At 54.2% G+C, this 24,960-nt stretch carries 26 protein-coding genes; 12 read left to right on the forward strand and 14 right to left on the reverse strand.

Annotation, left to right across the window (positions count from 1 at the left end):
• Positions 1-49 precede the first annotated feature (49 nt).
• The 5 genes from FRD01_RS05420 to FRD01_RS05440 all read left to right on the forward strand — a co-directional run bounded on the left by FRD01_RS05420 (position 50) and on the right by FRD01_RS05440 (position 3,464).
• Entirely contained in the window at positions 50-769 is a 720-nt protein-coding gene (locus tag FRD01_RS05420) for a hypothetical protein (protein ID WP_146958352.1), read from the forward strand.
• A 31-nt stretch (positions 770-800) separates the two neighbouring features.
• Positions 801-1,190, forward strand: a complete 390-nt coding sequence (locus FRD01_RS05425; protein WP_146958353.1) for a hypothetical protein — start codon at positions 801-803, stop codon at positions 1,188-1,190.
• A 10-nt stretch (positions 1,191-1,200) separates the two neighbouring features.
• Positions 1,201-2,367 (forward strand): Hint domain-containing protein, encoded by a 1,167-nt coding sequence (locus tag FRD01_RS05430; RefSeq protein WP_146958354.1) that lies wholly within the window; start codon positions 1,201-1,203, stop codon positions 2,365-2,367.
• Between the two features lie 75 nt (positions 2,368-2,442).
• Positions 2,443-2,883, forward strand: a complete 441-nt coding sequence (locus tag FRD01_RS05435) for a MarR family winged helix-turn-helix transcriptional regulator (protein ID WP_146958355.1) — start codon at positions 2,443-2,445, stop codon at positions 2,881-2,883.
• Positions 2,880-3,464 carry a cytochrome c gene (locus FRD01_RS05440; RefSeq protein ID WP_146958357.1) on the forward strand — a complete coding sequence of 195 codons (585 nt, stop codon included), beginning with the start codon at positions 2,880-2,882 and terminating at the stop codon, positions 3,462-3,464. Before FRD01_RS05435 ends, FRD01_RS05440 begins: the two co-directional genes overlap by 4 nt.
• Positions 3,465-3,693: 229 nt before the next feature.
• Here the strand turns inward: FRD01_RS05440 and FRD01_RS05445 are convergent, their stop codons facing one another.
• The 3 genes from FRD01_RS05445 to FRD01_RS05455 all read right to left on the reverse strand — a co-directional run bounded on the left by FRD01_RS05445 (position 3,694) and on the right by FRD01_RS05455 (position 4,937).
• Positions 3,694-4,092, reverse strand: coding sequence for a hypothetical protein (locus FRD01_RS05445; RefSeq protein WP_146958359.1), 399 nt, complete (start codon positions 4,090-4,092; stop codon positions 3,694-3,696).
• A complete protein-coding gene (locus FRD01_RS05450) occupies positions 4,089-4,421 on the reverse strand; it encodes a hypothetical protein (RefSeq protein ID WP_146958361.1) in 333 nt (110 codons plus the stop codon). The genes FRD01_RS05445 and FRD01_RS05450 overlap by 4 nt, the downstream gene beginning before the upstream one ends.
• A 72-nt stretch (positions 4,422-4,493) precedes the next feature.
• The gene (locus FRD01_RS05455; RefSeq protein WP_146958363.1) at positions 4,494-4,937 is read right to left on the reverse strand and encodes a hypothetical protein; all 444 of its coding nucleotides are present in this window, start codon (positions 4,935-4,937) and stop codon (positions 4,494-4,496) included.
• An 86-nt stretch (positions 4,938-5,023) separates the two neighbouring features.
• On the opposite strand from FRD01_RS05455, the gene FRD01_RS05460 reads away from it, so the two are divergent.
• Complete coding sequence (locus FRD01_RS05460) at positions 5,024-7,345, forward strand: DUF4215 domain-containing protein (protein WP_146958365.1); 2,322 nt, start codon at positions 5,024-5,026, stop codon at positions 7,343-7,345.
• 24 nt (positions 7,346-7,369) lie between these two features.
• Here the strand turns inward: FRD01_RS05460 and katG are convergent, their stop codons facing one another.
• Positions 7,370-9,547: a catalase/peroxidase HPI gene (gene katG / locus FRD01_RS05465; RefSeq protein ID WP_146958366.1), complete on the reverse strand. Its 2,178-nt coding sequence runs from the start codon at positions 9,545-9,547 to the stop codon at positions 7,370-7,372.
• Positions 9,548-9,715: 168 nt separating this feature from the next.
• Here katG and FRD01_RS05470 point away from each other — a divergent pair, with 168 nt between their 5' ends.
• Complete coding sequence (locus FRD01_RS05470) at positions 9,716-10,666, forward strand: hydrogen peroxide-inducible genes activator (RefSeq protein ID WP_146958368.1); 951 nt, start codon at positions 9,716-9,718, stop codon at positions 10,664-10,666.
• 10 nt (positions 10,667-10,676) lie between these two features.
• On the opposite strand, the gene FRD01_RS05475 is transcribed toward FRD01_RS05470, so the two are convergent.
• Positions 10,677-11,297, reverse strand: a complete 621-nt coding sequence (locus FRD01_RS05475) for a YdeI/OmpD-associated family protein (protein ID WP_146958371.1) — start codon at positions 11,295-11,297, stop codon at positions 10,677-10,679.
• Positions 11,290-11,994: a DNA alkylation repair protein gene (locus FRD01_RS05480; RefSeq protein ID WP_146958373.1), complete on the reverse strand. Its 705-nt coding sequence runs from the start codon at positions 11,992-11,994 to the stop codon at positions 11,290-11,292. Before FRD01_RS05480 ends, FRD01_RS05475 begins: the two co-directional genes overlap by 8 nt.
• A gap of 143 nt (positions 11,995-12,137) precedes the next feature.
• On the opposite strand from FRD01_RS05480, the gene FRD01_RS05485 reads away from it, so the two are divergent.
• The 4 genes from FRD01_RS05485 to FRD01_RS05500 all read left to right on the forward strand — a co-directional run bounded on the left by FRD01_RS05485 (position 12,138) and on the right by FRD01_RS05500 (position 16,615).
• Complete coding sequence (locus FRD01_RS05485) at positions 12,138-13,112, forward strand: hypothetical protein (RefSeq protein WP_146958375.1); 975 nt, start codon at positions 12,138-12,140, stop codon at positions 13,110-13,112.
• Between the two features lie 67 nt (positions 13,113-13,179).
• Positions 13,180-14,658 (forward strand): hypothetical protein, encoded by a 1,479-nt coding sequence (locus FRD01_RS05490; RefSeq protein ID WP_146958377.1) that lies wholly within the window; start codon positions 13,180-13,182, stop codon positions 14,656-14,658.
• A gap of 8 nt (positions 14,659-14,666) precedes the next feature.
• On the forward strand, positions 14,667-15,554 hold the full coding sequence (locus FRD01_RS05495) for a hypothetical protein (protein WP_249756035.1): 888 nt from the start codon (positions 14,667-14,669) through the stop codon (positions 15,552-15,554).
• 14 nt (positions 15,555-15,568) lie between these two features.
• Entirely contained in the window at positions 15,569-16,615 is a 1,047-nt protein-coding gene (locus tag FRD01_RS05500; RefSeq protein WP_146958381.1) for a hypothetical protein, read from the forward strand.
• A 6-nt stretch (positions 16,616-16,621) separates the two neighbouring features.
• Here the strand turns inward: FRD01_RS05500 and selD are convergent, their stop codons facing one another.
• Genes selD through FRD01_RS05515 form a run of 3 tightly spaced genes read right to left on the reverse strand, consistent with a single transcriptional unit; the run spans position 16,622 to position 19,618 of the window.
• Positions 16,622-17,674, reverse strand: a complete 1,053-nt coding sequence (gene selD, locus FRD01_RS05505) for a selenide, water dikinase SelD (RefSeq protein WP_146958383.1) — start codon at positions 17,672-17,674, stop codon at positions 16,622-16,624.
• On the reverse strand, positions 17,671-18,711 hold the full coding sequence (gene mnmH / locus FRD01_RS05510; RefSeq protein WP_249756036.1) for a tRNA 2-selenouridine(34) synthase MnmH: 1,041 nt from the start codon (positions 18,709-18,711) through the stop codon (positions 17,671-17,673). Before mnmH ends, selD begins: the two co-directional genes overlap by 4 nt.
• A gap of 16 nt (positions 18,712-18,727) precedes the next feature.
• Entirely contained in the window at positions 18,728-19,618 is an 891-nt protein-coding gene (locus FRD01_RS05515) for a LysR family transcriptional regulator (protein WP_146958387.1), read from the reverse strand.
• Positions 19,619-19,727: 109 nt separating this feature from the next.
• On the opposite strand from FRD01_RS05515, the gene FRD01_RS05520 reads away from it, so the two are divergent.
• Complete coding sequence (locus FRD01_RS05520; protein WP_146958389.1) at positions 19,728-21,170, forward strand: NADP-dependent isocitrate dehydrogenase; 1,443 nt, start codon at positions 19,728-19,730, stop codon at positions 21,168-21,170.
• 3 nt (positions 21,171-21,173) lie between these two features.
• Here the strand turns inward: FRD01_RS05520 and FRD01_RS05525 are convergent, their stop codons facing one another.
• The 5 genes from FRD01_RS05525 to FRD01_RS05545 all read right to left on the reverse strand — a co-directional run bounded on the left by FRD01_RS05525 (position 21,174) and on the right by FRD01_RS05545 (position 24,876).
• Positions 21,174-21,821 carry an SCO family protein gene (locus FRD01_RS05525; protein ID WP_146958391.1) on the reverse strand — a complete coding sequence of 216 codons (648 nt, stop codon included), beginning with the start codon at positions 21,819-21,821 and terminating at the stop codon, positions 21,174-21,176.
• Complete coding sequence (locus FRD01_RS05530; protein ID WP_146958393.1) at positions 21,818-22,651, reverse strand: formylglycine-generating enzyme family protein; 834 nt, start codon at positions 22,649-22,651, stop codon at positions 21,818-21,820. Before FRD01_RS05530 ends, FRD01_RS05525 begins: the two co-directional genes overlap by 4 nt.
• Entirely contained in the window at positions 22,648-24,150 is a 1,503-nt protein-coding gene (nirK, locus tag FRD01_RS05535) for a copper-containing nitrite reductase (protein ID WP_146958394.1), read from the reverse strand. The genes FRD01_RS05530 and nirK overlap by 4 nt, the downstream gene beginning before the upstream one ends.
• 139 nt (positions 24,151-24,289) lie before the next feature.
• Positions 24,290-24,652, reverse strand: a complete 363-nt coding sequence (locus FRD01_RS05540; RefSeq protein ID WP_146958396.1) for a hypothetical protein — start codon at positions 24,650-24,652, stop codon at positions 24,290-24,292.
• Complete coding sequence (locus FRD01_RS05545; RefSeq protein WP_146958398.1) at positions 24,649-24,876, reverse strand: hypothetical protein; 228 nt, start codon at positions 24,874-24,876, stop codon at positions 24,649-24,651. The genes FRD01_RS05540 and FRD01_RS05545 overlap by 4 nt, the downstream gene beginning before the upstream one ends.
• Positions 24,877-24,960 lie beyond the last annotated feature (84 nt).

Here is a 24,960-nt window from a genome sequence, read left to right on the forward strand (position 1 = left end):
GGCACGCAGTCTGCAGAAGTCGCTCCCGCAACTATCGAAGGAGTGTCTCATGCAAGTTTCAAAAATGTTTTTCCTTATGGTCATCTGGCTCGCTGGTGGCTGCTCAACCTACCTCTATTCTCCCCCCGCGCGCGTATCCCCTCTCGAGTCCCCAGGTATCCTTGAAGAGGGAGCATCGTCCGCGGAGATACAAACCAGCGTGAATGGGGCAATCTTCGGGCCGGACCTTGTCAAAATTGGCGCCCAAGTCAGTCAAGGTATATCCGACGAAGTTGAAGTTGGTGGCGAGTTTAACATGATATCTCTTGGACGAGATGACCACGCGGAACACAACATCGCCGAGGATCACCACCCAAACATCTATACGGCACGTTTGAGCGCAAAGTGGTCACCCGAAGTTGTTGAAAACTACGTGGCTTTCACTGCAGGATTAGGTGGTGGCCTCAGCGCGGCTGGTGGATTCGTATCACCGGACGTCGGGGTAGTCATGGGATACAAGAACCCTTACGTAACCCCTTTTGTCTCGTCAGCTGTCTACGTGAGTCAACCCGTGAATCCAATCGCACTCGATATGCGCAAGCATGACGAGGTGGACCCGGATATCCGCCAACCCAAGTTTACACACGGCTATTCGGTAGCATCCGGCGCCACTCTCCATCTGAAGCAAGTTGATCTCACACCTGGGTTTTCCATCGATTTCCTCGACGATTCAAACCAAAGTACAGCGTTTATCGGACTTCACTTTGGATTTCGAGCAAACTTCGATTAGTGTCATCACTAACGCGTATGCAGGCGGAATGATGACGAGAATCGTAATGCTCTTTCTCTTGTTCAGTGGGAGCGGATGTAAGAAGGCCCACGAACCCTGCTCTAAAGAACTAGAAACACTACCGTTGCCGCTCACGATGCAGATCTCAAAGGATGAGAAATCGATTGGGTTGGTCGTCTTTGACGGTCATCAATCCAAGGTTACTCCGGCCGAGGGCGCGGATTCCAATCACCTCGATGACCTGCGGCGTATCATCGAGACAGTAAACACCACAAAATCTGTAGACTTTAGCTACAGCGAACGAGTGGATGATACTCATTTTTCATGTGGCGGCAGTGTTGAGTTGGGCTCTCCGACGTTTGCTGATGGGCTTCGGTGGCATCTCTATTCGACATATTTCGATGTAAAAGTCCTAAATTAACTGAGAAGAAATGATGACTAAATGGATTATTGCCAGCTCCGCACTACTCGTCTCAAGCTGCATGGAACAAACTTCCTGCGTAGCCCGAGGCACCTTAGTTCTCACGCCCGCCGGCCCCAGACCCATCGAGGAACTCGCCGTTGGAGACCCGATCTACTCGGTTTTTGAAGAGACTGGAGAACTCATTGAGACCCGCGTCACAGTGATTCAAACGGCTGAACGAGAGGTCGGGAGCATCCAAGTCGGCAGTACAGAACTTCGCCTTACCACCGACCACCCCGTCTATTGCCCGGTCGAAAAACTCTACGCACCGGCAGGCGATTGGCTCCTTGGAAAGAGGACATCACTACTAACCATTGAGCCCGAGTTTGGCGTTCAGGAAGTCACGGCGACCTCCAAGTTCTCAGGCGTAGACACGGTTTTCGACATCACCGTCGAGCACGAACTCCACAACTTTGTGGCCAACTCCATCGTGGTACACAACAAGTCGCTTTATATGCCATGGGACGCCGGCCCCGACGCATATATCGAGCCCGATCAATCTACCGAAGACATGAACGCGGCCGATATGTCCGACCCCTCAGATATGAGCCCCGACGCGGCTGACTTAGGCCCAACCGGCACACGAGGGACCTGCTCGGACGACGAGCCGTGTGACTCCGGAGAATGTATCTCATTTGGAACCGATGACCCGGCGACTGGCTGGCACACCTGCAAGCAGCCTCAGGAGGCTGCGCCTGGTTGCGGCACCATCGAAGACCCAGACCAATGCTGCCAACATACCGATTGCACTGAATCCGCGGGCGGCTCGTGCGTTCTCGGGCCCATTTTCTACTGCGGTGGTGCCCAACCCGAATTCGCGAACGTCTGCATCTACGACTCCTGTGGATCCAACGCAGATTGTTCGGAGTCCGAAGTATGTGTTCCAGCCGGAGTTTTCCGCGAGCCAGCCTCGAGATGCGTGGCCTCAACATGCGAGACCGACGCAGACTGCACGGCAGGCGCATCCCCCGAGTGCAACCCATTCTTCGACCCGTGCAATCGTCGATTCATTGGATTTCACTGCACGTACGAGTCCTCGGAATGCCGCTCAGACACTGACTGCGCCGCCAACAACTATTGCACACCCGGTGTGGACGGCCAGACCTCGTGCGAAGAATTCTTCCCGCCTCCCTGAATTTGGGGCAAGACACTTGACAATGCGTGCGAACGCACACAAGCTGCGCATCCGGAATCGAAGGAGCGCTAGAAAGTGTCTGAGCAGGCTAAAATACTGAGAGATCGAGTCCGAAGCTTGATCGTCACCCATGCTTCGCTAGACGACACGAGAAGACCGTGCGGAACGCCACTTTCGATGCCACACGCATGGACCCTGCTCGAACTGAAGAACGGTCCCCTGACCGTCAATCATCTCGCAGAAAGGCTCAATATTGACCGAACGAACGTGTCGCGTCTTTGCATAAAAATGGAAGATTTGGGCGAAATCAGGAGAATCCCAAACCCGGAGGACGGGCGTTCAAAAGTTCTTGAGCTCACTGAAAAGGGTTCTCGACTCGCCAATCAGGTGGACCGCTCTAGCGCGGAACACTTCTCGCGCGTCCTTGAAGCTTTGCCCAACCCCAACACCGTCTTGCACGCATTGGATCAGCTCATTGCGGCTTTCCAAGCCGAGGCCTCAGAGGAAAACCCATGAAGTATATCATTATTCTGGCCGCACTCTTGACCCTGGCATGTGACCATAAGCCTGAAGCACGGACCTCGCCTGCACCTAAGCCAGAGACTCAAGCCACAAAAGAGCCCGCCGCGCCACCAATGGATGAACGGTGTTCCGCCCTTCAGCAATTGGCTGAAATGGACCCGAGGACGCCAGTCCCGCTCCAACCCATGATGGCGTGGCACCAAAAACAAAACATGATGGAGCACTTAGAGGCCATTCAGGGCATCACCAAAGCCCTCGCTGAAGACGATTGGGAGGGTGTTCAAGCGTCGTCCAAACTCATTGAGTCGTCCCCTCAGATGGCCCAAATGTGTCAACACATGGGCGCTGGTGCCGAAGGCTTCACCGAACTCGCCCTGGAGTTTCACAAGCGCGCAGACAAGATTGGCGAAGCAGCCGAAACAAAGGACACAAAGGAGGTTTTGAGGGCTACCACGCATACACTCGAAGCATGTACCTCGTGCCATGCCGCCTACAAACAGGATATTGTGGACGCTGCTACCTGGACAAAGCTCACCGGTTCGGCACATCAACCGTCGATGCACCACGTTCACTAAGTATCCTCCACCGATTTTGGCGTGGGCAGCGGGCGTAGTTTGAACTTGAAGATGTCGCCCAAGAGTTGTCCGATTGCAGCAGCAAAAACAGAACTACCCAAAAAGGATACCAGCAACCCTATCCCCAGCCACATCTTCGCAACGCGGACAATCCGTTTGAGATTCAAAGAATTCCCGACATCGGTCACAGTACATAGAAGATTGCATTTACGCCCTTGATGGATAGACCCTAGATTTCGTCGAGCTGTCGTTCAACAACCCATCGGGAGACTGACGAAGATCGAAGCACCACAAGCATACCTGTACTCAACATACACAAGCCCCCCGTAATAAGCGTATATACCAACCCCTTGCCGGAGAGACTGCCTCCAACAATGAAGCCAAAGAGCGCCATCAGGAAGGTCAAGAAGATGGTCAAGAAGAGTCCGACAGAAAGGTCATTGTATCCACGCGTCTTTCCCCGCGCGATTTCCAACGCGGAAAAAGCTGTGACCGAACCTACGGTCAAGAGCGCAAAACCCATCCGAAAGTCACCGAGGGAAAGGGCCCAAATCCCTATCCCTAAGATAACGACGCCGAGCCCAATACTAAGGGAGGCAACGGTAAGAACAGACTTCGGTACCTTCATACTCCACCCCTGGGAAGTGGCCGTGGCTTGAAACCAAACTTTCGATGAAGCACGACTCCTAGGACCACGGCCGCCATCGCAATCACTACTGGCGGTAGAAAACTTGCGTACTCTAGCCCAAGTAGAAACAACGTGAGGGGCAATATCAACGGAATCAAAGACCACTTGCGAGAGAGCGCACGTTGGTCGATTTCGTCCTGTTGGCGCAAAACCTCAACCACCTCAGGATCGGAGGTAGCCAAGAGAGGTTCCATATCGCATTCCGGACAGTCGATGAGTGAGTTGTCGAAGTATCGTCTGCAACTGTCGCAATACATCGTTGATTCCATCAAGACCTCCTAAGGGTTTGCACCTTATACGATTTCCGATTCGACTCCAAATCACAAACCCTTGTCAAACCATCAAAAGATGGTCTGCATAGCCCCCACGAATAGCGCGAGGAAGCCGCCTATCTCCGCCAAAATCAAAAGCACCATAAACCCATGAATCACCCACCCAGGAAGTGTGCCACGCCCTAGACGGTAGGGCTTTCGTAACTGATTGTCTGTGTCCTTCAAGAACCCGTGAATCACATACGTGAGAATAGCCAACGCAAAGAAAATTTGCGGCATTGCCGCAAACGATATCGTCATCCATTCGGCGTACGGCGAGAGTTGCACAAAATGAAGGATAACCAGGCTCGCGAAGGCGTAGAGCAAAGAAGCGCGATGCGCGATATCCACATACGGCGAGGCCGACGCAGACTCTGACCTCGCGATTTCTGCGTATTTCCACACCCCGGTCAACAACCCGACGAGGAGGAAGCTCCCCGAAAAGACCAACGTCATCTTTTCTGCAATGCCCATTCTTGTCTCCGAATTGTCATCTTCTACCACTGGAAAATTACACGGAACTCTGAGATTCTAAGGAACCCTCAAGCGCGACCAAACATATGCAACACCTTCGCACGTTTCCGATCCTTTTCGCAGGCATCTTCTCGCTCATCGCAGGATGCGCCGATGACACCACGTCGGGACCTCCGACCATGACCGATATGGGCTGCACCAATTGTGGCGATATGCCCGAGGATTTGACGGACGACGCGCCAGTCGTGATTCCAGAGGTCTGCGGCGATGGCCGATTAGCCGACGACGAAGAATGCGATGACGGTAATGCTGAAAGCGATGATGGCTGCTCGAGTATCTGCGAAATCGAGCCAGGCTGGGTTTGTGACACCGCTGGTGAAGGATGTACTGCCTCTCTTTGTGGCGATGGAGTCGTGGCTGGCGACGAAGCGTGTGACGACGGAAACACCGAAGATGGTGACGGATGTTCGAGCAATTGCGAAACGATCGAACCAAACTTCATCTGCCCAACTCCAGGCGACGCTTGCCAGAGCACCGTTGTGTGCGGCGATAGACGGGTCGGTCCCGGAGAGTCGTGCGACGACGGGAATGTGGAAGATGGTGACGGTTGCTCGGCAACGTGCCAGCTTGAAGCAGGGTGGGCATGCTCGATTCCCGGAGCCGCCTGCCGCGCCGCTCAGTGCGGAGACGGCATACTCGCAGGCCTTGAACAATGTGATGACGGCGACCTTGACGATTCGGACGGTTGCTCTAGCACATGCACCGTTGAAGACGGTTGGGCCTGTCCAGCCAATATGTCCTGCTTTCAAACAGTTTGCGGGGACGGAAACACGGAAGGCTCTGAGCAATGCGACGATGGCAATAATCGACCTTTCGACGGCTGCTCGGCCGATTGCAAGAACGAGCCGAGTTGCTCCGGTGGAGCCTGTGTCTCAATTTGCGGCGACGGAGTCATCCTGCCCGGACCAAATCAGGAACCTTGCGACGACGGCAACACGCGAGATGGGGACGGATGCTCCGCGAACTGTACTGTGGAGCCAGGATGGACGTGTACCATCGAGCCACAACCTCTCCCTACCGAGTTTACACTTCCCCTCGTCATCCGGGATTTCAAGGGCATTCAATGGTACGACGACAACACCACAGAGTATGGACACATTGACTTCAATGACCCCGATGATGGAAACGGCTCAATCTCCTTTGGAATCGTCAATCCACAACTTGGACCCGATGGAAGGCCCGATCTGGCGTATGCAGCAGCCAACCCAGCTGATGGAACCGGACTCCCTAAGTTCAGCGCAAGGTTTGACGAGTGGTACGATAGCTCCAGCCCTTGGAATGTCGAGGTCCTAAGGTTCCTCACGCTATCCAGAGCCGCTAACCAAGACACCTTTGCATACGACTCAACCGCTCAGGGTTTCCCTCCGTACAGCACCAGCGGGTTCTTCCCCATCGACGATGACGGCTGGGTCGGACAAGGCTCCGAGGCCCTGCGTGCCTCTGATGCAAACGTTAATGACGGAGCCAACCACAACTTCAATTTCACTACCGAAACGCGCTTCTTCTTCGAATACGAAGGCGACGAAGTCCTTAGTTTCTCAGGAGACGACGACCTCTGGGTCTTCATCGACGGCCGACTTTGCCTCGATGTGGGTGGGATCCATCCTGAAATCGGAGCGGTGATGAATCTGGCCGACCCAAGCCAAGAGCCAAACGCTACCCAACGTGCAATCGTTGAGTCATGCCGCGCCCATCTCGACTCACTCATCACACAAGACAACCCGACACCGCTGGTCGAAATGGTTATCTTCCACGCTGAGCGCCATACCACCGCCAGCAACTTCGAAATCGAGCTCACGGGCTTTGTCCGAAAAAGCTCCTCATGCGTAGAAACCTGCGGCGATGGCGTCGTGACCATCAGCGAAGTCTGCGACGACGGCGTCAACGACGGCTCATACAATGGCTGCTCGGAAGATTGCCTAAACTTCGGCGACTATTGCGGCGACGGCACCGTCAATGGCCCAGAAGCATGCGATAACGGCGGCACAAACGATGGCACCTACGGTGGCTGCAACCCAGACTGCTCACTCGCCGGCTTCTGCGGAGACGGGGTAGTTCAACCACTTGACGAAGCCTGCGACGATGGCGTCAATGACGGCTCCTACGGCGGGTGCTCCGAGGATTGCCAGACACGTAGCGACTTCTGCGGAGATGGCATCGTCAATGGCCCAGAAGCCTGTGACGACGGCGTAGCCGCAAATCTGGGCGAGTACGATGGGTGTAACCCCGACTGCACGCGCGCCCCATTCTGTGGAGATGGAATAAAGCAAGGCGACGAGGAGTGTGACGATGGGAACAACAGTGACATCGATGGATGTACACGTACCTGCATCGCCCCACTCCTCTAAGGGCCAAAGCTCTTTAAGAGAGGTTTAGAGAAGGTCGAAACGGTCAGCGTTCATGACCTTGTTCCAAGCAGCGACGAAGTCCTTGACGAACTTCTCTTTGCTATCGTTCTGAGCGTAGACCTCAGCGAGTGCGCGAAGCTGCGAGTTCGAACCGAACACCAAGTCAACTCGGGTCGCGGTCCATTTCACAGCTCCGCTCTTGCGATCTCGGCCTTCGAACTCAAGCGCATCATCATTGGTTGGCTTCCACGCCACGCCCATGTCCAAGAGGTTCACGAAGAAATCATTCGTGAGCTTGCCTGGGGTTGCGGTCAACACACCGTGCTTGGTTCCCCCGAAGTTTGCGCCGAGGGCACGCATTCCACCCACGAGCACAGTCATCTCAGGCGCGGTCAGCCCAAGCAACTGAGCCTTATCCACCAACATCTCTTCAGCTGAAATGGTGTATTTCTGCTTCAGGTAGTTGCGGAATCCGTCAGCAACAGGCTCGAGGTACTCAAACGACTCCACGTCGGTTTGCTCTTGAGACGCGTCCATACGTCCAGGAGTGAAAGGTACTTCGATATCAAACCCGGCGTCCTTCGCCGCTTTCTCTACCGCCGCACAACCACCCAACACAATCAGGTCAGCGAGCGAAATCTTCTTCGCGCCATTCGCAGCATTGAAAGCCGACTGAATGCCTTCGAATACGCCGAGTGCCTTGGTAAGTTGAGCAGGCTCATTGACGGCCCAGTTGCGCTGTGGCTCAAGACGCACACGCGCACCGTTAGCACCTCCTCGCATATCTGAGCCGCGGAAGGTCGATGCAGACGACCAAGCTGTGTACACCAATTCGTTTACGCTAAGACCCGAAGCCAAAATTTTAGCCTTCAAGTCTTTGATATCCGCAGCGTTGGCCAACTCGTGGTCAACGGCAGGAATCGGGTCTTGCCAGATTAAGTCTTCCTTTGGAACCTCGGGCCCAAGGTAGCGCGACTTCGGTCCCATATCGCGATGAGTCAGCTTGAACCATGCGCGGGCGTACGCATCCGCAAACTCGTCTGGGTTTGCGTGGAAATGGCGCGAGATCGGCTCGTAGATCGGGTCCATGCGCAAAGCCATATCTGCGGTCGTCATCACAGGTGGGTTCTTCTTACCTGGAACGTGAGCGTCCGGCACGAGAGTCTGTGCCTCTTCTTCCTTAGGCTGCCACTGCCAAGCACCAGCTGGGCTCTTCACAAGCTCCCACTCGTATCCAAAGAGCATATCAAAGTAGGACATGTCCCACTTGGTTGGCGTTGGTGTCCAAGCACCTTCGAGTCCCGACGTGATCGTATCTTCCGCATTCCCTTTGCCCTGGCGGTTGATCCAACCAAGTCCCATTTCATGCAGGTCAGCACCCTCGGGCTCGGGCCCGAGTTTCGACGCGTCGCCGTTGCCGTGCATCTTACCAAAGGTATGACCACCTGCGGTCAGCGCGACCGTCTCGTAGTCGTTCATGGCCATCCGCGCAAAGGTCTCACGAATATCACGACCAGAAGCGACGGGGTCAGGTGTACCATTTGGCCCCTCGGGATTGACGTAGATCAAACCCATCTGAACAGCTGCCAGCGGGTTCTCAAGCTCACGGTCGCCGGAGTACCTCTTGTCGCCAAGCCAGGTATCCTCGCTTCCCCAATAAATGTCTTCTTCTGGCTCGAAGATGTCTGCGCGACCACCAGCAAATCCGAACATCTTGAGGCCCATCGACTCCATGGCTACGTTGCCTGCCAAAATGATGAGGTCGGCCCATGAGATCTTGTTGCCGTACTTCTGCTTAACCGGCCAAAGAAGGCGACGCGCCTTATCCAGGCTGGCGTTGTCCGGCCAGCTGTTAAGCGGCGCGAATCGCTGATTGCCGGTTCCTCCACCCCCACGACCATCAGCCGTGCGATAGGTACCAGCCGCGTGCCAGGCCATACGAATGAACAAACCACCGTAATGACCCCAGTCGGCCGGCCACCAATCTTGTGAGTCGGTCATGAGCGCGGTCAAATCAGCTTTCAACGCGTCATAATCGATCTTCTTGAATTCTTCGCGGTAATCGAAATCCTCACCCATTGGGTTCGTCTTGTTCGACTGCTGGCTAAGAACCTTCAAATTGAGTTGGTTTGGCCACCAATCACGATTGGATCGGCTCGCCATTGATGTATTTCCATGAACGGGACATTTTCCACTACTCATTGCTGCTCCTCTTAACTGTTAAGAAAACGATGTAGCCCTTCTATACAAAGAACCTGACTTTGACTTCAAGGGCCCTCCAAGGGTCCATGCTTGAGCTTAGACCATATCCGAGCTATAAACTCAAAGACATAATCATCATGATGATGATAACTTAAAGTTATACAAATAATGACCCCAACGCTCAGACAGTTCGAATATATTGTGGCACTGGCCGAAACCGGACAATTCGTTGAAGCGGCAAGGACTTGCGGGGTCAGCCAGCCAGCATTATCCAAACAAATTAAGGACGTAGAATACCTGCTGGGCTTCCCCGTTTTCGAGCGAACTAGGCCTCTTGTCATCGTAACACCTGCAGGCCAAGAGATCGTTCGGCGTGCACGCGAGATACTCGCCAAGACCGAAGAACTCATGAACGCGGCAAAGGCCGCGGCAGGCATTCGTCAAGGTACCGTGAGGCTTGGAGTGATTCCCACCATTGCGCCTTACGGGCTTCCGGGTTTCCTCATGAAGCTCCGAAAGGTCTTCCCCGACGTATCTTTCGCCATCCAAGAAATTCAAACCGAAACTCTGCTCACAAATCTGAAGTCGGGAGCGGTCGATCTCGCACTCTTGGCCCAACCGTTTGACGCGTCGGGCCTCTCAGGCAAAGACGTCGTGATCGAACCATTCGTACTACTCGCACCTACTGGCCATCCCCTCTCCTCGCCTTTCTCGGTCAATGCAGAAGACTTGGCCGGAGCGAGCCTTATCTTGATGGAAGACGGGCATTGCCTAAGAGATCAGGCCATAGACGTCTGTGCCAGAGCCGGCAGGCCTCCGGCCACTTCCGTGACCGCGGCGAGCATCTCCACCCTTGTCAGGATGGTCGAGAGCGGACTTGGGGCCACCCTTTTGCCCGCGAGCGCACTCGCTGCCGAGGTGAGACAGGGCGAAGGCGTTCAAGCTCGAAGCTTTGGAAAACGCCCACCCGGCCGAACGATTACCCTGCAATGGAGACAAACCGCCCCAAACGGCTCATGGTATGAAGAAATCGCCCAAATCCTGCGCGAACATTATCTTGAACTGAATGCCGGCCTCCCCAAGATCGCGGGGCCAAAGCCCAAGATTGTTGCAGCCTAGAAGCTCGAGGCTAATACTCGTTGAAGCCTTTTCCCGCCCAAATTTTTGGGACGCATTTCTCCGCCCGTCGCACTCGGGTCTCAGGGTTCTTTGCACTTGAGACATGAAGGATGAAGCTACGTTGCCGCCCCGGCGTCAACGCCTCATACGCTTCCCACAGGCCGTCTTCAGACAAGAGCCTCGCCTCGAGCTCATCCGGCAGCGGTTCAACCTCAGCGGCATCCACTTTGAGCCCCTTCTTTTGGATCTCCACGGCTTGATTCAAGAAGTTCAGAGCCTGCGAAGCCAGCCGCTCCACATCTTCCAAAGACCTGAATTTGAGCAAACGCGCGTGCCTTGAATTCGGCCCCGGAGCTTCGAGCAGACCTTCGGGATCTTCAAGCAGTACGCCCTTGAAGAAACTGATGGAACAGTAGTCTCTAAACGAGCCCATCATGGCCACATTCTTACCATCGAATGTGTAGCAAGGAGACCCCCACTTCATAGTCTCATCAAGACTTGTGGACCTCAGAATTTCTCTCAGAGCCAAGAGTTCTTCAGTCCAAAGATGCACCTTACACTGGGGCGTTTGGTAATGCTCGCAACGCCCACAGCCCTCAGCAAGATAGGATTCCACACTGGTGTTATTCACGTTTCTCCTTTTTGACTTTCTCTATAACCCTCGTCGCCTCTCGATACGATAACCCACTCAGAAGCTCTCGATTCCTAGTCACGAATGCTTCCACACGCTCAGGCTCGTAGTAGGAATACTCTCTTAGCGCCCAACCGATGGCCTTTCGGATAAAGAATTCTTTCTCGTGGGATCGCTTCAAACAGAAATCAAAGAGCATCTCTTCGTCTGTTTCGGACCGGTGTTTTAACTGAGATAGGATTGCCGCCCGTCGAATCCACATGCACTCATCATCGATCCAACAAGCCAACAGAGGCCTAACCGATACACGTTCCTTCAAAAGCACCGGCGACACAAGGTGCGACGTGGTTTCGTCGACTAGGTCCCACCAAGCGCCTTCGCGGATTAGTTCCTCATAAAGCTCCAACGAATCTGAACTTATGAATCTCTTCCACTTTCTCGCAAACCCGAGCGCGAGGTATTGCTCCTCGCGATGCTCACCACTCCAGAGGGCTCGAACTCCGGCTTCATAATCCTCCCGAGTTTTCGGAATAAATGCCGCGAAGAGCTCTTTGCCGATCGCAGCGCGCAGGGGACTTGAGACACCATAGAATGGCTGGTCGGTCTTCATATACGCGGCCATTTCCGCGGCCTTTTGAGAATCCGCGTGGACTCGAAGTTTTGACCGTGCGAATTCGACGAGATTCTCAGTATCCATAGTTTCCTTGGGCTGTGGTGTGGCGTGAACCCAAATGAGCCAAGTTGTCACACCTCACACGCCATATCTGCGCCAATCCATCCGATACGAATGTGGATCGTTTCTTGCGATATACTACGAGCGTACACAATAAGGAGTCTTCCGTGCAGGACCAAATCACAAATCAATCACGTGGGTCTCATTGGACCCGATGGGCGTTTCGGGCGCTTCTGCATTGCTCGGCCGTGTTGATCATGGCTGGCCTTTTTATCAGCTTTTTTATGACCGAAGCCATTTGGTCGGTCATGGGACATGCCATCTCAGACGCCCAAGTCCAGAACAAGATGTGGACAGAAGGCCTCTTAATCACCGGTTTAGCGGCGTGCTTCTGGGCCATGCTCTACATCGCTTTTGCGTATTTTCGCGAAGGCCGCAAAGCTCGCAAGAAAATGGCGATTGTAAAGGTCACCGGAACCGTCCTCACTGAGACGCTGATCGTCTTCCCCATCTTTCTTCTGCTCACCTTCGGTTTGGCCCAGATGGCTGTCAATAGCATGGCCGGATTGCTCTCCACCCTTGGGGTTTATGAGGCTGCCCGTACCATTGCGGTCTGGGGTCCTGAACAAGGGCACAACCGAACTGGGTCTGGCGCTGTCACGAACGCGCATATCAGGGACCGTGCCAGAATTGCTGCGGCAGCGGTGATTGCGCCCGTGGCGACTCCTTTGGCCCGCTCGGCAAACTTCTGTGACCGTTCAGATACCTTCAATCGTACCATCCGAGGCATGGCCGCGGCTGGCTTGATGCCGACTGTTGTGGGTACCGCGGAAGTAGCTTCGCTGAGCCAGGCCCTCGGAACCGAGAGTTACATGCGCCGTGGTCCCGCGCAGTTCGCCTCGGCGTATTGCGGTACCAACGTCACGTTTACCGGCGGAATCATCACACAGATGGCTTCCTCCGATCGCACTACGTTTACCACGCGTCTTACTTACGACCACAAAATCCAATTCCCATTCATGGGGCGTGTTTTTGGGCAGATGAGTGCCACAGGCTACACCACTCGAATTACTCGGGCGTACAGCATGACCCAGCATTTGTCTCCGAACCCAATCCTGCCTAAATCCAACGACATCCTGTAGGTCCACCATGAGACAAAGCATAGAAAACTTGCTCGCCAGAGCACATCAGAATGAGTCGGGAGCCGTCATGCTTCTGCTTCTTGCTGCATTCTTGATCCTCTTCATGATGGCCATGACACTCTTTGACGCTGGCGTGGCCGCCAACGATAAGATGAAGGTCCAAGTCGCAGCTGACTCGGCCTCGTTCAGCCACTCGGTCGTGAAGTCACGTTCCATGAACATGATTTCCTACGCGAATATCATCAAGCGAATGTTCTATTCGTATCTGGCCACGTATGTGAACGCGTGGGTCGCGATTCTAGCGCAGCTCGCGATTGATGCTGGTGACTGTTTCAAGCTTATTCCAAATCCAGCAGCGTGTTTGAGGTTCTTTGGAGGCCTCCCCATGGTTATCATGGAGGGCATCGAGATGATCGAGAACATCCCAACACTGATGTTCGACAGTGGGGCATCTAAGAAGGAACTCGTCGCTCTCGATATTTACCAACGCTACATGTTCAGCATCACCCCATGGTGGGCGTGGATCGAAGGTACGTCTAGAGCCATGGGTAACGGAGCGATGGTTTCTGGCTCATGGCCGCCACCTCCAAGCACCATCATGAGTATCCGCGACGGCATTACAAGCGCCGCGGGCGGCGTTGATTGGGCCTTGGGAAGCGGCTTCTTGGACATCCTTCCGTCACTTAGCCAAAACACCGACACATTGCCCCTTGCACGACGCGACCACCAAAAGCTCTGGACCTACAAGATGGCACCGTTTGAGTTCAGCGGTACCAAAGGTGCGATTATCTCGGGCTTGGAGTACTGCGCTGAATACGCCTACTCAATGGAGCAGATCATCATCGGAGCACAAACTATCGCGCAGTCCGAAAGTCTCTCAAGCAGCTTCGATCGCAGATGGAAGGCAATCTTCGTAGGTGCCTCCCTCTTCCCCGCCATGGGATGTGCCGCTGCTGGCTTCGCCTACCACGATAGTGGCTATCTCGACATGCGAATCAACGAGTCCACATTTGAAGACCGAAACGCCTGGCTACAATCTACTTCCAACGTACATCTCGCCTACAAACCTAGAGCTGGACGCATGGATGATGGAGCCGATAGAAAGAAATTCGGTATCATCAACCACGAAGGTCAGCGCGGCGCCCTCTACGACAACTCGGGCTATTTCGCCCTCTCGCGAGGCGAAATTGTGTACAAGCAGCCGATTGAACAACTCACCACAGGTGTCTTCAGCTTCGCTTCGTCAATTCCGCTCGTAAGCAACCGACTGGGCCTCAATGACAACCCCGACATGTGGTCGCCACGTTGGAAGGCCAAGAATAGACCCGTGGTGCTTCCCGGCGAGAGCCTAGGCTCTTCGGTACAGGGACCCGATATTGGTCTGAACACTATGGTCAATGACATGATTGCCTACCTTATCCTCGGATCTGTCGTAGGTATCTTCGACGACAACTTCGGAGCCGGAGCTGCGATGGACGACCTCTTCTATCTTCTTCGTATCGGCTCAACCTTCAATCCCGGAAACATGGAGGGCATTGTAAAATGAAAGCCCTATTGAAAAAATTTCGATCGGAATCTGGCTCTGCGATGACCGAATTTGTCATCGGCCTTCCAATCTTCATCATGATCTTTTCGGGAATGGGAGTTCTCTACAGACTCAACCACGAATCCCTTATCGTCAAAGCCGATGCCAACGCACAAATGTGGGCGGACGCCGAGGCAAGCATGGTTGGAATGGTGCCTCTCGTAGGAGCTGCCACTAGCGTAGGCTCAATTGGAGACCTCTTCCAGAACGGTCTCAGCGGTGCCGGCATTTATGCCGATTCAGGCGTCAAAGTCAGAATACCCAAGACCCTAATGCCCGGCGCCGTCTCCGTAACTCCGAAACTCACCATCGGCGGCATTATGGGAACGACCGATGAATACGTCTCTCATCGCCTTCTCAACGATATGGTCGACCCAACCTGGCACGGTGGTGGCTTCGTGGGGGCGTTTAACTCCATCGTTCAGACCTCTGGAGCCGGCCCAGCTATCGCTGCTGGTATGCGCTACGGCGCTGTAGATGGGGAGGCAACACGCTCGTTCTCCACCAAGTTTGGAGACCTAAACTTTGAGTCGGGTAAGCTCGACGTTCCGATGCCCAACGCATCGGTCCACAGGGTTGCTCCCGTGATTATGACCAGACTCGCCCTTGAAGGCACCGAGCGCTACAAGAAGCCGATCCAAGTATTCGACATGTCCATGAACCTCAACAGCGAGGGTCGCGAAGAAATCGAAGAGATGGAGGAATGCCAACAGGAAGCTCAAGACTATCAAAACTGCCGTGAAACCTCTTCCGTGCCGGCTCTTTGCTCTCGACCATCGAGTAGCTGCCAAGACCTGGGCGGGTCGGGAGCGTTGGGTAACTTTGACTTCTCATGGTGTGGCGGCATTGGCTGCTAAAATCCGAGGAAACTATGAATACGATTCTTAAAAATACCCTCAAGATAACCGCTGCTGGTTCAATAGTTTTTGCTATCGGATTCGCCACATTGACGCAGAATCCACAGGAGCCCACGGCCGTCAAAGAAGCTGAGGCGGATATCTCCTTCTTCAATGGAAAGGACGGCACCGAATTCACTCGTGCGATGGCGTCTCTTGGCCTAAAGCCTAGGCCTTACGACTTCAATGGCAACGTCATGTACTTTGCCTCCGGTTATGCCGACGGCAAGACGCCTGCAGACGTGATGCACATTGTGCAAAACGAACTCGTGAACTACGGCGTAAATAAGCGCAACTACAGCGACGTGACGCCTATGCAGGCGCATCTTCGCTCGGTCGACTGGAGACAAGACAAGAACGGCGAGAGCTTCGAGCCAATCCAAGACATCTCCAAAGCCTATATCTCCGGAGAAGTCATTCCGATTGAAAAATCGTCTGGATACATCGCGATGGCGGGTGTCAATCCGAAGAAGTCCTATGAAAAGGTCTTGGAGGACTACAAAGAGCACAAGGAACTCGGACTCAACGAGCAACTTGGTGGCTACCGCTTCATCGACGCGACTCATGAGCCGAACCTTGAAAGAACCATGATTACGGCGGTGTGGAGCGACGATGAATTCAGCTCAAACAAGTTTGAGAACAAGTCTTTCATCAAGCCTCCGCCCGATCCAAACATCCCAGCATGTATTGGTTGTGACCGTGACTTCCGAATGAAGAGTTTGGCATCCGATGAGCCTTACACCGCGAACAAGTTCACGACCAACGCTGACTTGGACACCACATACAACTTCTACCGACAAGCGATGATCAATCGTGGCTGGAACGAGTCGGGATTCCAGCACAAGATGAACAAGCTTGCCCAGCATATCCCAGAAGCTCGAATTCAAGGTCGATTCCTGAATCTCGAAAAGGGAGACCAAGCGATGAATATCATCATGCTCCCGGCAGAAGATGGAAAGGTCAACGTGTATGCGACCGAAGAAGGACGAGGGGCGCAACAAGGTATGGTGAAACTCAAGTAGCCCTTGCTATCTGATTTCGATGTAGTGGCCCTGTGCGCCACGGTCAGAGAGATGTCCTATCGGGCTCAAATGAGCCTCCAACCCGTGCTCCTTGAGAATTGCCTCGACTTCAGACTGAGCAGACTCAGCCACCGAAACAAGTAATCCACCGCTAGTTTGAGGATCGGCGAGCAGCGATTTTGCCCGCTCGGAGATTGATCCAACCTTGTCGCCGTAACTCGCCCAATTGCGTCCGGTTCCGCCTGGGACGCTCCCCTGGTCCAGATACCCTTCCAGGTCCGTCAGGGTGCGAATCTTGTCTAACTCAACTACTGCGTTCAGGCTTGAGCCCACGCACATTTCGCTCAGGTGGCCGAGGAGCCCAAACCCGGTCACATCGGTCATCGCGTGTACACCGGCTACATGCCCTAGAGCTGCGCCAACCTTGTTGAGTCTCATCATCGAGGCCGCCGCCAGACCAATATCAGCCTCGCGCAGGATCCCTTTCTTCTCAGCTGTGGTCAAAATACCAACGCCCAGAGGCTTGGTGAGATAGAGTCTATCACCGGCTCGGGCCGCATCGTTTTGTTTGAGATTTTGCCGGGCGACGAGCCCATTGACGGCCAAGCCAAAGATCGGCTCCGGACTGTCGATACTATGTCCGCCGGCGAGCGCCACACCCGCCTCAGCACAAATCGACCGACTCCCCTCCATCACCTCGCCCGCAATCTCCGGGCCGAGTTTGTCGATCGGCCACCCAAGGATTGCGATGGCCATCACCGGACTACCGCCCATGGCGTAGATATCGCTGATGGCGTTTGCCGAGGCGATTCGCCCAAACTCATAAGGGTCGTCCACAATAGGCATGAAGAAGTCAGTCGTGCTTAGGAGAACGCGGCCGTCTTCCAAGTCCAGAGCTCCCGCATCATCCCGCGAGCTATTACCCACCAAAAGCCTCGACATTGCGTCTGGGGTCGTGGTCCTGTTGGCGAGGATTTGGTCGAGCACTGCCGGTGAAAGCTTACAGCCGCAGCCAGCGCCATGTGAGTATTGAGTCAAACGAACTTTCGTAGAATTCATGCGATATCCCTAGCCTTAAAGGCTCTGATTTGGTTTGCCATTTCATGCGCGTCCCCGTTGACTTCCACACGCATCACAAGCTCAGGGTCACGCCGCCCGAGACCTTTGGCGTACGCGCGGTCGTAATAGGTCAAGGCGATTGCTGCCGCCTCATGCAGGTCCCCTTTTTCCAAGGCATCATGTGCTTCTTTGTGCTTCAAGCCACCGAGCCGGGTCTGAATTCGGTCAAAAGAGTCCTTGAGCAGCTCTGGAGACGCATCTCCATAGACCTCTACGAGCCTCTCGACCCGGGACTCAAATGGAACTTCTAAGAAGAGCACCTGAGACGCTCGGATTGCCTCGTAAACTCGATTTGGCACCTGAACATACCCAACCATCCGACTCTCGTCCTCAATCCACACAGGGAGCCCCTGAACACGCACTCGCGCTAACTCAAAGGCCAGCAAGTTCTCAAAATGCTCCTGAGTCGGTTGAGCCCCGAGGAGAAGGCTTCCAAACGCCGACCCTCTGTGGTTCGCGAGGCCCTCAAGGTCGATGACGGGCTCGCCGTCCTCTTTCAAAACATCCAGGATATCGGTCTTTCCGGCACCAGTTGGGCCCCCGATCACATTGAGAGGTGGCACATCGTCAAGTTGTCCCAGGACCCAATGCCGAAACCCTTTGTAGCCCTTCTCCAAGGTCAGGGTTTCATAGCCATAAAGTTCAAGCAGCCAGGCCACGCTCTGGCTCCTCATGCCGCCTCGCCAACAGTGCACAAGGACCTTGCCAGGAGGCGAGCCACTGGCCTTGATGACCTCTTCAACCATGGTCCGCATTTTTGGACCGACGAATTCAAGCCCTTCTAAGAGCGCTTGTTCCCTACCCTTCTGCTTGTAGGACGTACCGACAACAACGCGCTCCTCGTTGCTGAAGAGCGGGAGATTGTTGACCCCAGGAATGTGCCCAGATTCGTACTCAGCCGGTGTGCGCACGTCAAAAGCGGGAACACCTGAATGCAGGAGCTCCAAAAAACCAGCTATGTCGATTCGTTTTCCCAAGACCATCCTCGTCAACTCAGGCGTTTTGCCACGAGTTATGGATGAACGCTAGACTCAAGCGTTGCACAAAACTTCGCCTAGCAGACGCCTGAAGTGTTATCGCATAAATATCTACGCTCGGGTCGTTGGGAACATCGAGTGTCTTAACCCTCCCGGCTTTGAGGTCCTCGCGCACGCCAATCTCAGGCACCAGCGCAAGCCCGCTCGAGCCATTGGCCAAGAATCGCAACAAGGAGATATCGTCTGTGCTCACCGCCAAATCGAACTCAACCCCATACCGTTCGGAACACGCCTGAACCGGATACCCTTCAAAAGGATGACGAAAGACAAAGAGCCTCGGCGCAACGCTCCCGCTCTCAACCTGCTCAATCAACTCAGGTGTTCCCACCAATTTCAGCGGACTCGTTGCCACCAGATGATGAGTCATGGTCGACATCTCTTGATGGCGTGGCAGCTCAAGACTCAAGACCATATCGATGTCAAAGGTGCGTAGCTGACGCGTAAGCTCGTCGATCGCCCCGCTGTAAACCTCCACATGAAGGTCCGCTTGGTTTAGAAACGCATCCTCAATCCGAGCGTAGACGAAGTTTCTCGAAATTCCTCCGACGATTCCAATCTTTAAGTGGCGGCGCGACTCGTCTTCGCTATCGCGGAAGACTCGATTGATTTGCGAACTCTTCTCGAAAATCTGGTCCGCATAGGCCAGAAGCGCCTCTCCGCGAAGCGTCATCTTCACGGAACGTGTGTTTCTCTCCAACAACTCCTCACCCAGATAGTCCTCTAGCTGCGAGACTTGTTCGCTCACCGTAGACTGTGAAACGTAGAGACGTTCCGCCGCCTTGCTGAACCCGCCATACCGACAAACCGCCCAAAAAGAGTAAAGATGCCGAAAGTTTAGCCACTCCATCTATTTCACCTATAAGTGATAGATAAACTATCTACTAAACCTTTGAGTTAAACGTGTCTATGGTCCGTTCACCATCGTGGTCCTGAGACCCACAGACTAAGGATATCCAATGAATGAGACCCCAAACGTAACGCTCGCACGAGGAGACGGAATCGGACCCGAGATTACCGACGCTGTCCTGAACATTCTTGATTCGGCCGGAGCACGTCTGAATTTCGAGGAAATTCAGATCGGAGAGACTCAGTTTTTGAGCGGCCATAAATCCGGAATTGCCCCCGAGACCTGGGAGACAATCCGCAAGAATCCGGTCTTTCTCAAGGCGCCCATCACGACGCCCCTTGGCGGAGGCTACAAAAGCTTGAACGTGACCATCCGTAAGTCACTCAACCTCTTCGCAAACGTGAGACCTTCAAGGGCCTATGCGCCTTATGTGCCCTGCCAATTTGAGAACATGGACCTCGTGGTCATTCGTGAGAACGAAGAGGACCTCTATGCTGGAATTGAGCACCAACAAACCGCTGAAGTCACCCAGGTGCTCAAGCTCATCACCCGCCCCGGTTGCGAGCGAATCGTACGCTACGCCTTCGAATACGCCCGGGCTCACGGAAGAAAGCACGTCACGTGTATGACCAAAAACAACATCATGAAGCACACGGACGGGCTCTTCTCAAAGGTGTTTCACGAGATTGCTCAAGAATACCCGGACATTCAAAACGACCATCAAATCATCGATATCGGAGCCGCGCGGGTGGCTGCCGAGCCGCATAAATTCGACGTCATCGTCACTCTCAACCTCTATGGAGACATCATCTCGGATATCGCATCGCAGGTCACAGGTTCGGTGGGGCTAGCCGGCTCAGCAAATATCGGCGAACACGTTTCGATGTTTGAGGCAGTACACGGCTCAGCGCCGGACATTGCAGGTAAAGACCTCGCGAACCCTTCGGGACTCCTTCTAGGGGCTACACAGATGCTCGTTCACCTTGGGCAACAAGATGTGGCTCAACGCATCGAAAACGCATGGCTGAAGACCCTTGAAGATGGCGTCCATACTGGCGACCTATTCGGCGCCCAGAGCACCCAACGCGTTGGCTGCAAGGCGTTTGCGAAGGCCATCGCAGAGCGTCTCGGAGAAGAACCGAAGGCGCTCAAACCTGTTCACTACGAGCCCAAAACCATGGTCATTCCAAAATCACGCCCAATCTTGACGCCCTCAGACAAGAAGCTTGAAGGCGTGGACGTGTTTATCGACTGGAATCAAACGGGTCGAATTCCGGCGAAGCTGGCTCAGGAACTGGCCGCGGCGGGTGACGAATGGCGCCTTAAAATGATTACGAACCGCGGAGTGAAGGTTTGGCCGGAAGGCATGCCAGAAACCTTTTGCACCGACCACTGGCGCTGCAGATTTCTCCCGGTTCGGCCCGAAGTTTCGAATGGCGATATCGTGAGCCTGCTCGCGAACTTGCACGCCGCGGGGTTCGACGTCATCAAAACCGAGAATCTCTATTCGTTTGCGGGAGAGCGCGCCTATTCACTCGGCCAAGGCGAATGAGCATCAGAGCGATTTGAGTTGTGCCACGAGCGCGTCAACAGGCTGCTTTAGCCCGTCAACCTTCGCGACGACCCTTCCATTGCGGTCCAACACGCTCATTCGGTTCGTGTGGGTGAATTGACCGTCCGAGACCTCTCTGTACTGGACTCCCAAAACTGCCGCGACCTCGCGAATATCCATGGGGTCTCCGTGCAAGAATGTCCAACGTTCGGGGTCCAGCTCGAATTTTTCTTCGAGCCCCTTGAGCGCCTCTGGCGTATCCCGCTCCGGGTCGAAGGTGATGAGCACAAACTTCACGTCTGGGCTGTCTCCAAGTGCCTTTTCGACCCTTTTCATATCAGCGATCAGCGTGGGGCACGCGGTTTTACACGAACCAAAAAACATGGTGACTAGAACGGGCTCGCCGCGAAAATCCTGAAGCGTGGCATCGGCGCCCGCTTGGGTCTTCCAGCGACTTTCCAGCTGATAGATGCTCGTGTCCGGAAGGGGCCCCTCGAGCGACTCCGTCTTTGTAACTTCCGTCTTTGGAACTTCCGTCTTTGGAACTTCAACTTTGGGAGATTCCGGCTGGGAAACTTCTTCTTTCTTACAAGCCATGAACGCCAAAGTCGGGGCCAATGCAAGAATCAAAAGTTTATTGAATGGCTTCATGGTTCTCCTTTAGTTTCGTCCAAAGGCTGCGCCCCTAGATCGTAGGCGCACCTGAACCCGAGATTGTGCAGCGCGAAAGAGGGCTTGAGGCTTGAGCGAAAAGCGTAGCGCATAAAAGTCCCGTACTCTCTCGTGTTCTCGGCCGTCAGAGCAGCTCCGCCGCAAAACTGCGCATCCAGCGAATCCCCGGACTGCCTGTTATCTGAGCTCACGATCGAGGAGTTGAAATCCTCTACCCATTCCCAAATTAGCCCGTAAACATTGAACAAGCCCCAGATGTTTGGTTCCCCACTGCCCACATCGTCGAGCGTCTCTCCTCCAGGTTTGGAGTAAAACGAGAGCACGCGCTGGTTGAAGGCCAAGTCTTTGGTGGCATCGACTCGAGTCTCGTCGGCCCGAGCCACGAATTCCCACTCATGCTCAACCGGAAGGCGCCCACCTCGCCAATCACAATAGGCTCTAGCCGCAAACCATGACACATGAACGACAGGCTTGAACTCGAGGCCAGAGACGTCCGAATCACCCGGCCAGTGCTCAAGGTAAGTAGGATCTGCGAAAAGCCTTTTTACCTGGTCGCGTCTCCACTGAGGATGCTCTTTCACAAAGCCCAGAAACTCCTCATTGGTCACAGGATAGGTATCCAAGAGAAAGTCCTCAACGCGGTGAGTCTCATTGTCTACGGCCGGATAGAACGGTCGGTACTCGTCTCCCTTGATGAGTACCCGTTTATGCGCTCTCGGCGCGGGCTCTGCCCTCTTCGTATCCTGGGCCCCAAGGGGCCAACTCGAAAGCAGGAGAACACCCACCAAACTGAGCTCAAGCTTTCTCATGGATGGCCAGTGTCCAGCTTCTTCGGCATCGCAGCGCGCAACTCGGCCACCTTCTCAGGTGCCACAATTTTTCCGGTTTTATTGCCAAAACTATTGGTCACGTAGGTCAACACGGCGGCGATCTCGCGGTCCGTGAGGTTGTTGAACGGAGGCATCACACCATTGTAATTTTTGCCGTTCACTGTGATTGGGCCCGTCAGGCCTTGGAGCACTGCTTTAATCGAGCGATCGATATCAGCCATCATGAAGTCCGACGATGCCAAGGGAGGAAACACGTTTTCCATGCCCTTCCCGTCTTGCATATGACAGGTAGAGCACGTTCCCTGGTAGACGGCTTTGCCACGGAGGATAGTCGCCTCCAGCGAGTCATCAGTGTTATCGGCTTGCTCCTGGAGTTTTGAGGCCTCGGGCGCATTGTCTGCGAGGTAGATTTCGTCCACTTCTAGACCTGTATAAACCACCTTATCTTCTGGTCCTTCAATATTTAGAAGGCCAAGTGCACCCTTGTTAAACGCACGGAAAATCGAGTGATCAACCAGTACAAGAGTTCCAGGAACTTCGGCCTTGAACTCAACCACGGCTGAACCGCCTGCGGGGACCAACGTGGTTTGAACGTTGTGATTCTTCGCCGAACCACCCTCCATGTACACGGTATCAAAGATCTCACCGATGACGTGGAAGGAGCTAATCAAATTCGGCCCGCCGTTACCAACGAAGATACGAATATTCTCACCCACGTTGGCCTTCATCGCGTTGTCACCAGTCAAGGCACCATCGCGGCCATTGAAGACCACGTAGGATGCGTCCTCCTTGATAGCGCGTTGCATATCAAAGGGTTGGTCACCTGCAGCTCGGTAATCGCCGGGCGTGTAGAACTCAGACTGCACCACGTAGAATTCTTTATCGACCGGTGGATAACCCTCTTCTGGCTCCACCACGATCAGACCGTACATGCCGTTTGCGATATGCATCCCGACGGGAGCTGTTGCGCAGTGGTAAATATAGGTGCCTTCGTTGAGCGCTCTAAACGAGAATTGAGTCTCGTGACCCGGGGCCGTAAAGCTGCTCGTGGCACCACCACCCGGACCCGTGACCGCGTGAAGGTCAATGTTATGAGGCATGGTGTTTTTCGGGTGATTCTTGAGATGGAACTCGATGTAGTCGCCACGACGAACACGAATCATCGGTCCAGGTACGGCGTCCCCGAATGTCCAATAAGTATACGTTACACCCTCGGCAATCTCTGCCTTTTTCTCGATCACCTCCAGCTCAACTACAACTTTAGCCGGTGTTTTTCGTTTGATCGGAGGCGCGACTTCGGGTGCGTACCCAAGGACCGCCTTTTCAACGGGAAGTGTCGCCGGATCGATATCTGGGAGTGCGGCTGCACCCTCAGTCTTCGCTTCCACTTCTGGGTCCGTTTTCGGGGATTCTGGGGGCGTACTCTCCTTACAAGAAGCAGACAAAAAACATACTAACAACACGAGTGCAATTTTCATAAAATCTCCAACAGAAAGGTCGGATTGGTTCAAATCGACATCCTTTCTATTGAATCAATCCCAATTTAACGTCAGACCCGGAAGTTAACATTCGATTGTAGTCACAGCAACTCTAGTTATGTGCAAATGGAAGAAGGTACTAGTAACCTAGCGGGAATTCGATCACGAACGCGTCGGCGATGGCATAGACCAAACCTTCCTTGGTCGAGACAGTCTGGTCGGTGAACTCTTGAAGCCCCGCGAGGACGCGCTGCGCCTTACCCAGCGCGTAGGTGAAGAGCATGGACGTTCGCCCATTTTTCCGATTCTGCTCCCACCACTCAAAGATCTCTTTCATCACCACTTCGCTTGGGTCCCAGCGATAGATGGGCAAGCCGAACGTAGCCTCTGTGATGAAGACATCACACGGAGCCTCGAATATGGCCGGCAGGATGTAGCGAGACACGCACGCCTCCAATTTCGAAGGGCTCGCCCCACTCGTGGCCGATGATCTTTGCGTCATCGCCGAGCCTCAGCCATCCCCTCGTTGGACACGTGATAGAGCGCGGAACCCGGACGCGCATGGTCGGAGTGGGCACGCGTAATGACCGCCACGTCTACGGCCTTAAGCGGGTCTATCCAGAAGCCTCCAGTCTCGCAACGAAGTCCGCCCTTTTCTGCTCGTATCAAATCCATACCCATCGGATGCACGAGGCCGCAAGTTGATACAGACATACGATCGGACACTCGGGTTTCCACTCTTGGGTACTAATGACCCCAAAGCGTTATGTGGACTTGCGCTTTAGGCTACCTCTTTGCGTAGTTTTCCAG

Origin of the sequence: Microvenator marinus (genome assembly GCF_007993755.1) — a bacterium.
GTDB lineage: Bacteria > Myxococcota_A > Bradymonadia > Bradymonadales > Bradymonadaceae > Allomicrovenator > Allomicrovenator marinus.

What these genes read in the sequence shown, in the direction of transcription:
- FRD01_RS05420 (WP_146958352.1), top strand. Translation starts at nt 50, where the DNA reads ATGCAAGTTTCAAAAATGTTTTTCCTTATGGTCATCTGGCTCGCTGGT.
- FRD01_RS05480 (WP_146958373.1), bottom strand. Translation starts at nt 11,994, where the DNA reads ATGGATACTGAGAATCTCGTCGAATTCGCACGGTCAAAACTTCGAGTC.
- FRD01_RS05425 (WP_146958353.1), top strand. Translation starts at nt 801, where the DNA reads ATGACGAGAATCGTAATGCTCTTTCTCTTGTTCAGTGGGAGCGGATGT.
- FRD01_RS05530 (WP_146958393.1), bottom strand. Translation starts at nt 22,651, where the DNA reads ATGAGAAAGCTTGAGCTCAGTTTGGTGGGTGTTCTCCTGCTTTCGAGT.
- FRD01_RS05445 (WP_146958359.1), bottom strand. Translation starts at nt 4,092, where the DNA reads ATGAAGGTACCGAAGTCTGTTCTTACCGTTGCCTCCCTTAGTATTGGG.
- FRD01_RS05525 (WP_146958391.1), bottom strand. Translation starts at nt 21,821, where the DNA reads ATGAAGCCATTCAATAAACTTTTGATTCTTGCATTGGCCCCGACTTTG.
- FRD01_RS05540 (WP_146958396.1), bottom strand. Translation starts at nt 24,652, where the DNA reads ATGACGCAAAGATCATCGGCCACGAGTGGGGCGAGCCCTTCGAAATTG.
- FRD01_RS05460 (WP_146958365.1), top strand. Translation starts at nt 5,024, where the DNA reads ATGCAACACCTTCGCACGTTTCCGATCCTTTTCGCAGGCATCTTCTCG.
- FRD01_RS05430 (WP_146958354.1), top strand. Translation starts at nt 1,201, where the DNA reads ATGATGACTAAATGGATTATTGCCAGCTCCGCACTACTCGTCTCAAGC.
- FRD01_RS05450 (WP_146958361.1), bottom strand. Translation starts at nt 4,421, where the DNA reads ATGGAATCAACGATGTATTGCGACAGTTGCAGACGATACTTCGACAAC.
- FRD01_RS05515 (WP_146958387.1), bottom strand. Translation starts at nt 19,618, where the DNA reads ATGGAGTGGCTAAACTTTCGGCATCTTTACTCTTTTTGGGCGGTTTGT.
- FRD01_RS05520 (WP_146958389.1), top strand. Translation starts at nt 19,728, where the DNA reads ATGAATGAGACCCCAAACGTAACGCTCGCACGAGGAGACGGAATCGGA.
- nirK (WP_146958394.1), bottom strand. Translation starts at nt 24,150, where the DNA reads ATGAAAATTGCACTCGTGTTGTTAGTATGTTTTTTGTCTGCTTCTTGT.
- FRD01_RS05490 (WP_146958377.1), top strand. Translation starts at nt 13,180, where the DNA reads ATGCTTCTGCTTCTTGCTGCATTCTTGATCCTCTTCATGATGGCCATG.
- FRD01_RS05470 (WP_146958368.1), top strand. Translation starts at nt 9,716, where the DNA reads ATGACCCCAACGCTCAGACAGTTCGAATATATTGTGGCACTGGCCGAA.
- katG (WP_146958366.1), bottom strand. Translation starts at nt 9,547, where the DNA reads ATGAGTAGTGGAAAATGTCCCGTTCATGGAAATACATCAATGGCGAGC.
- FRD01_RS05440 (WP_146958357.1), top strand. Translation starts at nt 2,880, where the DNA reads ATGAAGTATATCATTATTCTGGCCGCACTCTTGACCCTGGCATGTGAC.
- FRD01_RS05500 (WP_146958381.1), top strand. Translation starts at nt 15,569, where the DNA reads ATGAATACGATTCTTAAAAATACCCTCAAGATAACCGCTGCTGGTTCA.
- FRD01_RS05455 (WP_146958363.1), bottom strand. Translation starts at nt 4,937, where the DNA reads ATGGGCATTGCAGAAAAGATGACGTTGGTCTTTTCGGGGAGCTTCCTC.
- selD (WP_146958383.1), bottom strand. Translation starts at nt 17,674, where the DNA reads ATGAATTCTACGAAAGTTCGTTTGACTCAATACTCACATGGCGCTGGC.